11 protein-coding genes are annotated in these 14,798 nt (G+C 41.7%); 6 read left to right on the top strand and 5 right to left on the bottom strand.

Annotation, left to right across the window (positions count from 1 at the left end):
• Positions 1-163: 163 nt before the first annotated feature.
• From Q0779_RS17135 to Q0779_RS17120, 4 genes are all read right to left on the bottom strand, one after another.
• On the bottom strand, positions 164-358 hold the full coding sequence (locus Q0779_RS17135; RefSeq protein ID WP_298774386.1) for an HNH endonuclease: 195 nt from the start codon (positions 356-358) through the stop codon (positions 164-166).
• Positions 265-747, bottom strand: coding sequence for a hypothetical protein (locus tag Q0779_RS17130; protein WP_298774398.1), 483 nt, complete (start codon positions 745-747; stop codon positions 265-267). The genes Q0779_RS17135 and Q0779_RS17130 overlap by 94 nt, the downstream gene beginning before the upstream one ends.
• Positions 748-835: 88 nt before the next feature.
• Positions 836-2,659 carry a DUF4365 domain-containing protein gene (locus Q0779_RS17125; RefSeq protein ID WP_298774385.1) on the bottom strand — a complete coding sequence of 608 codons (1,824 nt, stop codon included), beginning with the start codon at positions 2,657-2,659 and terminating at the stop codon, positions 836-838.
• A gap of 674 nt (positions 2,660-3,333) precedes the next feature.
• A complete protein-coding gene (locus tag Q0779_RS17120; protein ID WP_298774384.1) occupies positions 3,334-4,278 on the bottom strand; it encodes a LysR family transcriptional regulator in 945 nt (314 codons plus the stop codon).
• A gap of 111 nt (positions 4,279-4,389) precedes the next feature.
• Here Q0779_RS17120 and Q0779_RS17115 point away from each other — a divergent pair, with 111 nt between their 5' ends.
• The 6 genes from Q0779_RS17115 (at position 4,390) to Q0779_RS17090 (ending at position 12,985) form a co-directional block, all read left to right on the top strand.
• Complete coding sequence (locus Q0779_RS17115; protein WP_298774383.1) at positions 4,390-5,970, top strand: isocitrate lyase; 1,581 nt, start codon at positions 4,390-4,392, stop codon at positions 5,968-5,970.
• Between the two features lie 838 nt (positions 5,971-6,808).
• The gene (gene betB / locus Q0779_RS17110) at positions 6,809-8,272 is read left to right on the top strand and encodes a betaine-aldehyde dehydrogenase (RefSeq protein WP_298774382.1); all 1,464 of its coding nucleotides are present in this window, start codon (positions 6,809-6,811) and stop codon (positions 8,270-8,272) included.
• Between the two features lie 9 nt (positions 8,273-8,281).
• The gene (gene betA / locus Q0779_RS17105) at positions 8,282-9,982 is read left to right on the top strand and encodes a choline dehydrogenase (RefSeq protein WP_298774381.1); all 1,701 of its coding nucleotides are present in this window, start codon (positions 8,282-8,284) and stop codon (positions 9,980-9,982) included.
• 298 nt (positions 9,983-10,280) lie between these two features.
• Positions 10,281-11,465, top strand: a complete 1,185-nt coding sequence (locus Q0779_RS17100) for a BCCT family transporter (RefSeq protein ID WP_298774379.1) — start codon at positions 10,281-10,283, stop codon at positions 11,463-11,465.
• Positions 11,466-11,599: 134 nt separating this feature from the next.
• Entirely contained in the window at positions 11,600-12,328 is a 729-nt protein-coding gene (locus Q0779_RS17095; RefSeq protein WP_298774396.1) for a TorF family putative porin, read from the top strand.
• A gap of 186 nt (positions 12,329-12,514) precedes the next feature.
• Positions 12,515-12,985 (top strand): MarR family transcriptional regulator, encoded by a 471-nt coding sequence (locus Q0779_RS17090; RefSeq protein WP_298774378.1) that lies wholly within the window; start codon positions 12,515-12,517, stop codon positions 12,983-12,985.
• A 187-nt stretch (positions 12,986-13,172) separates the two neighbouring features.
• Here Q0779_RS17090 and Q0779_RS17085 read toward each other — a convergent pair whose 3' ends face one another.
• Positions 13,173-14,390, bottom strand: coding sequence for an RsmB/NOP family class I SAM-dependent RNA methyltransferase (locus Q0779_RS17085; protein ID WP_298774377.1), 1,218 nt, complete (start codon positions 14,388-14,390; stop codon positions 13,173-13,175).
• Positions 14,391-14,798: the final 408 nt, after the last annotated feature.

The following is a 14,798-nucleotide window of genomic DNA, read 5'->3' as shown; positions in this document are numbered from 1 at the left end:
ACGGGTGGTGGGTTAAACCTTACCCGACAGGGACTTGCACCCTGCAAGATGCATCAAGCTTCGCTTGACGCACTAACGCCTCGCTAAGAGGCAAAAAATTGTTGGCTAAAATAAGCAACGAAGGAGCAAAAGCCAACTGTTTTTGTCCTTGTTTAACAGCTTGTTAGCCGTAATGCTTGCGTCGATGACAATTTGGGCATAAAGCCTCGGCATTCTCTACAGTATCATCACCGCCCTTAGCTAAGAAAATAATATGATGAACTTCTAAGTAAGGACTTTTATCTTTCGATTTCTTGAAAGGAGCAGGTTTATTACAACATTCACAAACACCAGCAGCACGCTCAAGAACTTCAGCCACAACATCAGGGTTTCTCTTATAGCTCGCTTGATAAGTAAAGGTGATTTCTGGTTTTGGGTTAGAACCGATAAGACGTTTTTTCGAGCTATTGGATCTTTAACCGAATCTATTACTAATTTATCAAAGTCAGTCGATACTTCTTGTTGCTCTTTAAGGCTCACAAATGAAATTTGCACGCCTTTCATAGCTGACTTCATCTGATTGGTTGTATATTCAGCCGGAGGTTCATTTACAGCCAAAGCATATGTATATTTTAAAGGATACAACTTTGAGTCAAACATGATAAACCAGTCAACACAGTTAAGTGTTTGTCTCCATGGCCTATGGCCTGAGTTATATAAAGATATTCCTCTTTCAATATCGGCAATTGTTACACTAGGTGCTGGCATATATTCCTTTACGGCTAACGCCGCGCTCTGCGGCAAGTTTAGAGCGCAGCGGAAAACTTGTCCGGCAGCAGCGCCTTGTTAACTTTGATCACATCGAGTCAATTTTCGTGATAATTTCTTTATGTTTTTGCATCTCTTCATTTTGCCATTTACTATTCCAATGCCAGTCGCTAGTCCTTGGGTTTCTATGCTCACAGCTTTTACAATACTGATTTTTGAAACCGAATTCTTCAATAGGCGACTTGTAAATATTATCTAAATCCCAGCCTCCCATAGCATGTCCCATTTTTATGCAATGCACCCACTTCATCGCTGCGGATGGTAATCCTAGCATTCTAGCCGGGATTCCTTGCGCACTAGAAGGGAATACTATTAGATTCTCACAATCCTTGATAACTCTTTCAGGGTTATAGTCTTTAAGTCCTTGTTTTATTATCTGACCCATTTCATCTTTAGGGTCGTCATAGTTGAACCCTAAAGCTTTTGCCCTTTCACGAAAAAACTTTAACTCATCCTCTGGGGTTGCATCTTCATTGTTTTTCTTAATATCAGCTTTTATCTTAGCAATCGTATCAGTAACACTAGTCTTTATAGATTCATTCTTAATGAGCTTGGATAACTCAAAGGACTCATCAAGATGAAAGTCCGCTTCTGGGGTGTTTATCTTAAAGGTTGAATTCAAAACGAGTATTTCAGCTATGAAATTCTCTTGATCCAACTCTTTAGAAAGATCAATGGATAAATCGATACAAAATTTCATCCATGTATATAAGTAATTCGACTGTTCATCCAGCCCATCCATAGACAATCTATGTGCAAATACTGCAACCTTAGTTCCTATTCTAGGTAGAGCTTCAAGCAACAGGTACTTATTTCCTGAGAAGATAATTCTATTTATAAGATGTACAACTTTCTCAACTTCCTTTGCAGCCCTTAGCACCACTTGAGATCTTGAAAAATCGACAACCCACTTAGTTAAGTCATCATTCTCTGACATTTTTGCAGACAGATAATAGTGATAGTCGGCATCGACTGATATTTTTAATCTGATGCTTCGCAGCAATAGTACAGAATATAGACGAATGTACTCTTTTGCTTTATTTTCTCTAACCAGCTCTATAAGTAACACATACAAATTGAAGCATAATCTTTGATATTCTTCTGACCTTGGATCTACCTTTTGTAAGTAGACGCGCTCTATATAGAGGCCTGCACAAAATCTAGTTTCTACTTTTTCAGTAGCAGAGTTTAAGACATCCTTAGCATTATCAAATAATGCATCGAACTCACCACTTACATAGAGCCTTTCAAAGGCCTCACTAAACAAATGAAAATTCGTTTGCTTTGATTTTTCTAGCATTTCTGCAATAAGCACATCAGGAGACTTTTTTATCATGGTCTCAATTGGTGAGGTCATTCTACTTAGTGCGCTTGCCCTCAACCAGTTCATATTGGCTTCGACGGACGCTAACAGTTCTTCATCCTTCTCAGGTAGTGTATCGGTTACTGGGATGTGAATAGCGATGTTCTTCTGGCTATTGTCCAAGGCCAAATTCATGCTTTCCCTAAGTTGAGCATCATCCTGTAGGCTTTTCCAAAAAATTTTTTTTGTGGTTACGTCCACAACAATCAGAATTACCGGAATCTCTACTTCTTGCATGTAATATCTAAGTCTTTCAAGCTTAAGACTGAAAGATGCAGTGGTTCCATTTTCGATAATGGAAACTGCTTTCTGGCCTTTAATTTGAGCCTTAAAGATAAACCCTGTTGCATTGTCAGATTCATTAGCAAGTTCAATTTCACCATCAATACCGTAATCTTCTTGATCTTCCTGTGATCTAAATATCCAGTGATCAGGTAAATAGAATTCGAGTACCCTGCCTGCTTTGCGTCCAATTTCTTTCGCGTTCATCGATTCTCCATTCGTAGGCAGCTAACAGCTTATTCAACAGCAGCAGGATAATCTTCCAGACTGCTTACTCTTTTTTTAAAACAAATCATTAAGCTAGAGCACACAACTAACCCATTGTTAAGCAATGTAAATATTAATCAAGCTAAGCTATAAGCCTAAACAGCCAACAAAATACCCTCAAATGTTACTTATGTAAACATAATGTTTACTTTTAAACTAAGCCAATATAAAACCATAGAGATAGCTCACACTTTATCCCATAAAGCTAATTCGAAGACGTCCCCTTTGCTTTTGTCTTTGCTTTAACAATCCCGTGTAGATGCATCTGCTAGTTTCGGTTTCAAGGATGAAACCGTAAAGCGGCCATGGATGGCTTCACAGCGTCTAGCAGAGGTATCTGCACAAAACCCGCTGGAAGCGATTAATACCATTACTGCTATGGCACTCAATGGAATATCAAATATGAATAAGACCAAACGCTAGTTTATGATCCCCTTCTGTGGATGGGCATCCACGACCTTAACCCTGCTGGCAGCAATTCAACTCAAATATCGCTAGACGCTATTCTAGATCCTCCCACTGTGAGTGTGAAACTCACGACCTTAAGCCTGCGGCAGCAATTCAATATCACTAGACTCTTTGAAGGCCACACCTATGGATGGCCATCCACAAAATTACCCCTTATCAATAGTATGAGCCGTTTCGGTGAGCATTTCTCGCATCCAGCGGTGGCCGGGATTGTGCTGAAGTAGCGGGCTCCAAGCCATGGTGAGCTCAATGGGCAGAATATCAAACGGCGGTTTAACAATCAGCACCTTAGGATTACTCTGTTGCAGGCGCGCCATTTTACTGGGCACAGTGGCAATGAGATCTTGCCGTTCAGCCAAGGAGCAGGCCGCTTGATAATGCCGAGTAAACACGGTAATACGGCGTTTTTTACCAATACGAGTTAAGGCTTCATCAACCCAACCTAAGCGTTGCACATCAGCAGGATCCATGCCAACGCCAACGCCCATCCCCGTTTTGCTGACCCATACATGGTGCGCCTCTAAATAGCTTTCAAGATGAAAATCATTGAGCACAGGATGGGTTTTATTGATCAAACAGCTAAAGTCATCTCGCCATAATACTTTTTGATGAAAGGATTGCGGAATACTGTCAAAGCGATTAATCACCATATCCACCGTCCCTTGCTCTACATCAGGAAAATTCACATCACTGGGGGTCATGATATCCAAAATGATATTGGGCGCTTCATTGCGAAGGCGAGCAATTAATAGCGGCAATAAGGTGGCTTCAGCATAATCACTGGCCATGATCCTAAATACGCGGTGACTCTTGGCAGCATCAAAATCCGCTCGCGGTTGGACTGCTTTTTCCAGTTCAATAAGCAGTGAGCGGATGGCGGGTTCAAGCTCCTTTGCACGCTCGGTGGGCGTCATCCCTTGGCTGGTGCGAATAAGCAGTGGATCATTAAATAAAGTTCTTAGTCTTTTCAATCCATTACTCATTGCTGGTTGACTGATCCCCAGTTGATCCGCCGCACGAGTAACATTCTTCTCACGTAATAAAACATTTAAATAAACCAACAAATTCAAATCAATACGAGATATATTCATAAGATAAATACCGAAAATACAAACTATAAATTAGACTAATTTAGAGTAATATTACTACTATTTGATGAGTAATCAAACGCTGCTAATCAATTTGTTAAAAAAGGAATTATTATGTCGAACTACAGAAACCAGATAGATGAAGCTGCAAGCTTGATTAATGCTGAAGGAACGAGCTGGAACGCAATCAATGCCGATGCCGTTGCCCGCATGAGACTGCAAAACCGATTCAAAACCGGCTTGGATATTGCTCAATATACCGCCGACATCATGCGTGAGGACATGGCAAATTATGACGCGGACTCATCACAATATACGCAATCCTTAGGCTGTTGGCATGGTTTTATTGGCCAACAAAAAATGATCTCCATTAAAAAGCACTTATTAACCACTAAGCGACGTTATTTGTATTTATCTGGCTGGATGGTGGCCGCCCTGCGCTCTGAGTTTGGCCCGTTGCCAGATCAATCTATGCATGAAAAAACCTCTGTCGCGTCACTTATCAAAGAGCTCTACACCTTTTTGCGTCAAGCGGATGCCCGTGAATTAGGCGGTCTATTTCGCCAGCTCGATAAGGCGCCAGTCCATGAAAAGCAAGCCATACAAGCTAAAATCGATAATTTCGAAACCCATGTCGTGCCCATTATTGCCGATATCGATGCAGGCTTTGGTAATGAAGAAGCCACCTATTTAATGGCAAAACAGATGATCGAAGCAGGCGCTTGCTGCATTCAACTTGAAAATCAAGTCTCTGATGTTAAACAATGCGGTCATCAAGACGGTAAAGTCACTGTGCCCCATGTAGAATTTCTCGCCAAAATTAATGCCGTGCGTTATGCCTTCTTAGAGCTTGGCATTGACAATGGTGTCATTGTCGCCCGTACCGATTCATTGGGTGCAGGCCTGACGCAAAAAATTGCCGTCACCAACACCCCCGGTGACTTAGGTGAGCAATATAATGCCTTCTTAGAAACCACAGAAGTCAGCCTCGATGACATCAGTAATGGTGATATTGTCTTTAAGCAACAAGGTAAGCTCGTCAAACCCCATCGTTTACCCAATGGCTTATTTAAATTTAGACAAGGTACAGGAGAAGAAAGGTGCGTGCTCGATTGCATTACCTCTCTTCAAAATGGCGCCGATTTATTGTGGATTGAAACCGAAAAGCCCCATGTGGCACAAATTGGGGCCATGGTCAATGCCATTCGCCAAACCGTCCCTAATGCCAAATTGGTTTACAATAACTCACCCTCATTCAATTGGACGCTTAATTTCCGCCAACAAGTGTTTGACGCCATGAAAGCGACGGGTCAAGACATGAGTGCCTATGAGCGTGCTGATTTGATGAATGTGGAATATGACAGCAGTGAATTAGCACAGCAAGCCGATGAAAAAATTCGCACTTTCCAAGCCGACGCGGCACGTGAAGCGGGGATTTTCCACCATTTGATCACCTTACCGACGTACCATACTGCGGCGCTATCGACGGATAATTTAGCCAAAGACTATTTCGGTGACATGGGCATGTTGGGCTATGTGGCGAATGTGCAGCGCAAAGAAATTCGTCAAGGCATTGCCTGTGTTAAACATCAAAACATGGCGGGCTCTGACATGGGCGATGATCATAAAGAGTATTTCTCAGGGGATCAGGCACTGAAAGCCTCTGGTAAAGACAATACCATGAATCAATTTTAACCTCAGCGTTCATATCAACGACAGCACCCGAGAATAAACAAACACCTTAAACGCACACAGAGTAACCTTAAGCGAATGGCTTTAGGTTACTCTGTTTTCTTTCTGCTATACCCATTTTACGTTTGTCTTGTTTTTCCGTTTAACGCTAGTGATAGCCCCTAGTAATAGACACGTTTATTTATCGATTTTTTTACAAAAAGGCGGTCACCACACCGCTCAATAAACCGTTAAATTTGGCTTTTTGTAGTAAAAGCTACCCTATTTAGAGCTTATATTTCAAACAAACATTTGAATAATAATTTCACATCTAACTATTTCCAAAATTAACTTAAATCAATACTAACCAGTAAGTTAACATTATTAAAAGAAGAAATGCTTATGCATATGACTCCATTTGGCCTAGACAAAGACTTTTATTTTTGTTGATAGTTTGAACTCTAAGTATTAATATACGGCTCCATTAAAAGGGCTCAGTGGCGTTGTTTGCCATTTTTTTAGTTAAGTTGTTTATGCCATTTACATCAAAAAAACTGCGACAAAAGCAACAGATAAAAAACATAAATGAAACAATTAATACAAATCCCGTTTTAACTATTACTTATAGTAAAAAGTGGACACCTGATGTAAAGCAAAATGCAACGCTTGTCTCGGCCATTAACTTTAGTTACATAAACAAGCCTGCATTTTTAATATTTAGCTTTAACACTTTTTTTTATAACGAAAAAAAAACATTAAGTCGGTTATTGATTTTATTACCCGCCTTTTTTAAATCCAAAATGGCTCATTATGTCAATTATGCCATTGACTCACACTCCTTTCATGTCGTACGGAGCGCATCATGACCTTACCGCATTATTACAGTTACATTGACGGTCAATATTTAGCCAGCGATAACAGTAATCCCATTGCCGTCACCAACCCCGCAACGGGTGACATCATTTATCATATCGATACCAGTGATGAGAAAGTCCAACAAGCCGCTATAGACAGCGCGAAGAGAGGCTTTGCCATTTGGTCGAAAATGAGCATGATTGAGCGAAATCGCATTCTGCTTAAAGCGGTCAGCTTATTACGTGAACATAACGACACATTAGCCGAAATTGAAGTTAAAGACACAGGTAAACCTTGGCAAGAAGCCAGTGTGGTTGATATTGTCACTGGTGCAGACTCCATTGAGTTCTTTGCCAATATTGCCGCAGGCTTAGAAGGCACTCAGCAACAAGTCGGTGGCGATTTTTATTACACCCGCCCAGAACCTCTCGGTATTTGTGCTGGCATTGGCGCATGGAATTATCCCTTACAAATCGCCTGTTGGAAATCAGCACCTGCACTTGCCGCCGGTAATGCTATGATTTTCAAACCGTCAGAAGAAACCCCCTTAGGCGCATTAAAGCTCGCAGAAATTTTCACTCAAGCCGGATTGCCCAATGGTGTCTTTAACGTCGTATTAGGCGATGGTAAAGTCGGACAATGGCTTACCAGCCACCCCGATATTGCTAAAGTCTCTTTTACGGGTGAAGTGGGTACCGGTAAAAAAGTCATGGCCTCAGCGGCCAGTAATCTAAAAAGTGTCACCATGGAATTAGGCGGCAAATCGCCACTGATTATCTTTGATGATGCGGATCTTGATAATGCCGTTTCAGCAGCCATGTTAGGTAACTTTTATACCCAAGGCGAAATTTGTACCAATGGCACACGGGTATTCGTACACGACAATATCTACCCCCAATTCATTGAAAAGCTCAAACAGAGAACCAATGACAATATTATTTGTGGCGATCCTATGGATCCCGCCACCAATTTTGGCGCACTGATTTCAAAAGATCATCAAGAAAAGGTCTTAGGCTATATCAATAAAGGGATTGAAGAAGGCGCAACCTTACTCACAGGTGGGCATTCATTACACCCTGACAATGCCAAAAATGGCTATTTCGTTGCCCCTACCATTTTCACCGACTGCCAAGATGACATGACCATTTGTCGTGAAGAAATTTTTGGCCCAGTCATGTCAGTACTGACCTTCAAAGACGAAGATAATGTCATCGAACGCGCAAACGATACCGAAATGGGCTTAGCCGCAGGTGTCTTTACTCAAGACATTACACGGGCTCATCGCGTTATTCATCAATTGCAAGCAGGGATTTGTTGGATAAACGCCTATGGGGCTTCGCCTGCAGAAATGCCTGTTGGCGGTTATAAGTTATCGGGGATCGGCCGTGAAAATGGCACTGAAACCCTGAAACATTACACCCAAACAAAAGCCATTTATGTGGGATTACAATCCCTAGAAAGTCCATTTTAAGGATCCGTTTTGATAGGCTCAAATAATCAACACCATTACGACTATATTATTGTTGGCGCAGGCTCAGCAGGATGTGTATTAGCCAATCGATTATCGGAAGATCCCAGCAATCAAGTACTACTATTGGAAACCGGTGGCAGTGACAAAAGCATTTTTATCCAAATGCCGACTGCCTTGTCCATTCCAATGAATACCGCCAAATACGCATGGCAATTTGAAACCGAGCCCGAACCCTTTTTGGATAACCGTCAAATGCATTGCCCGCGTGGTAAAGTCTTAGGGGGTTCCTCATCCATTAATGGTATGGTTTATGTTCGTGGCCATGCTAGAGATTTTGATGAGTGGCAGCAACTTGGCGCAACGGATTGGGATTACGCCCATTGCCTACCGTATTTTAAAAAAGCCGAGACTTGGGCCTTTGGTGGGAATGATTATCGAGGGGATTCTGGTCCCCTTGCCGTGAATAACGGTAATGAAATGAAAAACCCCCTTTATCAAGCCTTTGTTGATGCCGGTGTGGATGCGGGCTATTTAGCCACGTCAGATTATAATGGGGCCCAGCAAGAAGGTTTTGGCCCTATGCATATGACGGTTAAAAATGGCGTACGTTGGTCCACGGCTAACGCGTATTTACGCCCCGCCATGAAACGCAGTAACTTGACGGTCATCACCCATGCTTTAGTGCATAAAGTCCTCTTAGAAGGAAAACAGGCTAAAGGCGTCCGTGTTGAACGCAAAGGCAAAATACAAGACATCTTTTGCCAAAAAGAAGTGATCTTAAGTGCAGGCTCCATTGGCTCACCGCATATTTTACAGTTATCGGGTATTGGCAATGCAAACACACTGAAACAAGCTGGCGTCGAGTTGGTACATGATTTACCGGGTGTGGGGCAAAATTTACAAGATCACTTAGAGTTTTACTTTCAATTTAAGTGCTTAAAACCCATTTCACTCAATGGTAAACTCGACCCTTTAAATAAGCTATTTATCGGCACACGCTGGATTTTAAATAAGAGTGGATTAGGCGCAACTAACCATTTTGAATCTTGTGGCTTTATTCGCTCAAAGGCCAACCTTGAATGGCCCGATCTTCAGTATCATTTCTTACCCGCCGCGATGCGTTATGACGGTAAGGAAGCCTTTGCCGGTCATGGGTTTCAAGTGCATATTGGCCATAATAAACCCAAAAGCCGTGGCAGTGTCGATTTAGTCTCAAAAGATCCTAAGGTCGCTCCCCGCATTCAGTTTAATTACCTTGAGCATCAAGACGACATTGAAGGCTTTAGAGCTTGCGTCAGGCTAACCCGTGAAATCATTAACCAACCCGCTCTTGATGATTACCGCGGCGAAGAAATTCAACCAGGGTTGCATATTCAAACCGACGAAGAAATTGATGCCTTTGTGAGAAGCTCTGTAGAAAGTGCCTACCACCCTTCTTGCTCTTGTAAAATGGGCGTTGATGACATGGCCGTGGTCGATCCCAGTACAAAAGTTCATGGATTACAAGGATTGCGCGTCGTCGATTCGTCAATTTTTCCCAGTATACCCAATGGCAACTTGAACTCACCAACCATTATGTTAGCTGAACGTGCAGCCGATTTGATACTGTCTCGTCCTACGCTAAAGGCTGAAAACCACAAGGTTATTCTTGCCGATAAGTTAACGCAGCAACGCACTCACACACCAAAAAGGAATACAAACGCACACTAATCATAATAATAAAAATAATGATTTTACACGCCAAGCCCGTTGAACACATTTGATATGTGCTTCAGATAGGCTTGGCATTAACCACAATTTTCAGCAGTTAACATTTATGTTGTCTGGCTTTGAATAATGCAAAGTCAAGATAAGGTTAACTCACTTCTATACCCAAGCGACCTTAAATTATGCAGTCAGGTCGTTTGGGTATAGAAGGATATCATTTGATATTGAATGACCACTAATTAATAACAAACAAAGGATCACACTTGATATTACTTCAACTTGTCCAAAAAAGGAGGCTAAAATGACGCTTTGGTTATCAATGGGCATTATTTTTACCCTCATCGCCATTGTTTTTGTGCTATATCGCTGGGGCAATGTAAAATGTGTCGGCACGAACCCCGTTAGCACCTTCACTTTTATTGCGATCTTATTCACATCGGGCTTAGATGTGGGCTTAATCATGTTCCCACTCACTGAGTTTGCTGGGTACGCAGATGTGGCAGCCAGCCCGGAATACGGTTTTACGAATCCACTGGCCATTGAATTTGGCTTTTGGGGATGCCTGATTTGGGGATTTTACTTTCTCACTTGCTTCTATTTTTGTGTCATTGAGCCTAAAGTGAAATTCTTTGAAATAGCTTGGGTTAAATTTATTAATAATGTCGTTATTATTGGTACCTGTGCCTTTACCGCGTATTTATTATTATCAAACCTACCTTGGTATTTACCTGAAGTAGGCGATGGCAGTACTATCGTTGCGACATTCTATTTAATTGTCTTTGCCGTGATTGCTGCAGCCGTTTATTCCAGTATCAGTCTTAAGTATGTGCGTATTTTAAGTTTAGGCAGTACTTGGTTGTTTTTAAGCTTAATTGCCATCATGTGGGCAGGTGCATTTTTATCGCCAGAATCCAGTGTTGGAGAGTTCTTTAGCACCTTTGGTTTAATTGGCGGCTATTTTACTAACCTGAACCATTTCGTATTACCACTTAATGATTACCATGAATTTTATCTACTTTGGTGGTTTGCTTGGAGTATCATGATTGGTCAATTTACCTCACGCTTTGTCGGTGGGTTAAAAGCCTATCAAGTATTGGGCGCCATGATGATATTCCCGTCTATCCCCATTGCGATTTGGTTTACCGTGCTTTACTACTACAGTACTCATGGCCTAGATACCACTGGTTTTTATAATCTTGCCATGGTGGTTGTCGGCATTACTTTTGTGATCAACTCTCTCGATTCTTTGATCCGCTTATATACCGATAACTTAAACCTCACCGTTGAACGTTTAGGTAAATGGAAATACTTTATTGCCAACCTAGTTCTAATGTCAGGGCTCACGTTATTGTTCCAACTTAATTTCTTAGAAATTGAATGGATTGGCGCCTTAAATATTGCACTGTTTTTCAGTTGCACCCTTTATATGCTCCACCAGCATTACACTAAAGGCCTTAGTATTCGTAAGCCACTAACAACAAATTAATAAAAAACAATAATAACAATTAATCATAAAAAGTAATTATAAAAATTAAGTGTTCAGTTCAATACAGGATAACGAACCTGTATTGAACTGTCGGCATGACATTATTTCCACTCAAAATAGATGATAAAAATAAAATGACAAACAACCTAAAAACAACAATAAGTAAAACGCTTTTAATGCTTTCAACCACAGCCTTATTAGCATCAACCTCAAGTGCTTATGCAGCGCTGTCTTCAACCGTTACTGCAACGTCTGACTATATGTTTAACGGTGTGAGCCAAACTCAAAATAACCCTGCCTTACAAGCCAGCCTTGATTATGCGGCAGATGCTGGCTGGTACGTTGGCGCCTTCACCTCAAATGTGGATTTTGGCAGTGGTGACGACACTTGGTTAGAACTTGATGCCTATGCTGGAAACTATTTTCAGCTCACTGACAAGTTCAGTTTAGACGCAGGTCTTGCCTATTATACTTACCATGGTGATGACGCTTCGAGCGACTACAACTACCCTGAGCTTTACACTAAATTTGGTTATGACTCATCAATAGGTCACAGTGAACTAAACTTTTGGTATACTTGGGATTATTTTGGATACAGTGGCAGTCATTACATTGGCATGATAGCTCATACCTTTACCCTCGCTGAAGGCCATGATATTCGCTTTAGCTTCGATCGTTCAACCTCTGGCGATATTCAGAAATGGGCTTGGGATGAAAACCGTGCCTATAACCATTACCGTATTGCCTATATGACTAATATTAAGTCATTTGACTTAACCGTTTCAGCTGAAGATACCAGCATGAACGTTGATACCGCTGATGCACGTTTTGTGGTCTCTGTTGCCAGAACGTTCGACTTTTAATGTGAAGCCAATCGCACTAAAGTAACAGTCAGCAATCAATAAAGTGAATATCGGCAGTTCATCAATATCTTAAAAGATAAAAATGCATCGATATTCACTTTTCGTTAGATTAAAAATCTAAAAATTGATATTTCAAAAAAACTCATTTTCAAGTATGCTGCGACCCTCAATTAAGTAGGAGTTATGATGGAAAAATACGAACAATTACTCATCTCGCTACGACGCGTTATTCGCGCCATTGATCTCCATTCTCGCCAGCTTAATAAGCAATCGGGATTAACGGGTCCACAACTCATGGTCATGCAAAAAATTGCACAACTTGATGCCCCCCTTGCCAAACAAGTTGCACAAGAAATTACCTTGAGTGCAGCAACGGTCACCACCATCATTAATCGCTTAGAAAGCCGCGGTTTAGTCAACAGACAGCGCAGTGAAAGCGATAAACGAAAAGTGCATTTATATTTAAGTGACAGCGGTCAAGCTATTCTTGATGACGCCCCTAAACCTTTACAAGATCACTTTATCAAGCGATACCAAAACCTGGATGAGTGGGAGCAAAGCCAACTACTTTCATCCATTGAACGTATTGCCAGTATGATGAATGCAGATGATTTAGACGCCGCCCCCGTGTTGCTCGTAGGTAAAATCCAAGAGTAATAGAATTGGCATCCTCCAAAGTCACACTCAAACCTCCTTTTTAGCTGCATTGCTAACAAAAAGTTAGCGATGGTATAAGATGAACAATCACTCCATTATTGACTGCACAACATTCAATCAATATCGCCTTGTCTTTGACTTAACATGGCGTCGATAGCGGCTGTTAAAAAACGCTATCAACATCAAACTAAGCCTCGGCCACACGTTTAAGTTTCGCTAAATAAAAACCATCAAAACCTGTTTCTGCAGGACTAATCGTTTCATCTTCAATCAACTCAAAGTGAGGGTTCTTGGCAAGAAATGCATCCACTTGCCCACGATTTTCTTCTGGCATAATGGAGCATGTGGCGTAAACCAAAATCCCCTCCACTTTCACCATTCGACTGTAGCTTTGCAAGATATGCTTTTGCAGCGCAACAAGAACAGGTAAACGCTCTGCCGCATCTCGCCACTTAGTATCAGGATTACGTTTTAACACACCTAAGCCAGAGCAAGGCACATCAAGTAACACCCTATCGGCCGTTAATTTAAGCCGCTTAATGGTTTTACTGCTGGCAATGATACGGGTTTCGACATTGTGAGCCCCAGCTCGTCTAGCCCTTTGCTTTAAATTATCCAGCTTCCATTGCTCAACATCCATGGCAAGTAAACGGCCTTTACCTTGCATTTGAGCCGCAATAGACAGTGTTTTACCGCCAGCCCCCGCACAGGCGTCAATCACTCGCATACCAGGTTTAGCATCTAATGCTGCTGCAACTAATTGCGACCCTGCATCTTGCTGTTCAAATAAGCCTGATTTAAACGCATCAGTTCTAAAAAGGGCTGAATCAGATGTCACTTCAAGCGCAGTGTTAACGCCCTCGACTTCCAAGGTGTCCACCCGCTCTTTAGCAAGGACTTTACGCAATGTTGTTTTATCGGTTTTCAGGGTATTTGTCCGTAAAAAACGTTTCGCCGCTTGATATAATGCCGCACGCTCTTGTGGCCATTTATCTCCTAGCTGAGCAGCACCTAAGGAGTCTAGCCATTCAGGACAACCATCCCATAACGCCTGATTTTCTTTGGCTATTGCGACTCGTTTCGCTAATTCCGCTTCATCAATGGGTAAGGAGTATTGCATTTTAGGCAAGGGTAATTGATGAAAAACGTGCCAAGTATTTAACAGTCTTGTCCCTAATCTGGCCACTTCATCTGTTTTAACATCGGATAGATAACAGTATAAATTAAGCCTCCTTAAAATATCCCCTACCACATAGGTGATCCGCCCTTGCTCTGAAGGTTGCAGCGTCACCCCTGAAAATTGCAAAGAATAAGCACGATCCAGTGGTTTTCCTTGCGTTAAAACAAGATCAAGGATATCGATCACCAATTGATTAGAATGGGGAGAAAGTGAAGCATTTAACATGTTAGGCTACCGTAGAGAAAAAACCGAGGGATCATAGGAGTAAAGTGAGCAATACGCAAGTCAATCCCACCTCAAATGGCCAAACTTGCCAATAAAAGAAGAGAGAAAATCAGACACACAATCTCCCTTCTCTGTTCAATTGGCTTATACCCGTGATACTTGAAGATGCAAAAGCCTTTTAGGCAAGGCTTTGAACAGCGTGCCTAGTCATTCTAAGCTGATGTTCAATAACGCAGTATAAAAGGCTTTTAAACCAGCCCTTTGGGAGCCTGTAAAATCACCTACTTCTGCGTTGCATCACCTTAAAAGGCAATAAGCATTCTTGCAATAATACGCCTTGAATTAGGCACTTTTACAGGCTCTGAAAACATGCATCTTCAAGTATCACGGGTATAAATGAGGTAAGGG

Origin of the sequence: uncultured Shewanella sp. (genome assembly GCF_947491715.1) — a bacterium.
Taxonomy (GTDB): Bacteria; Pseudomonadota; Gammaproteobacteria; order Enterobacterales; family Shewanellaceae; genus Shewanella.
Note: the sequence above shows the minus strand (reverse complement) of the source record. Positions and strands in the feature narration are given on the sequence as shown.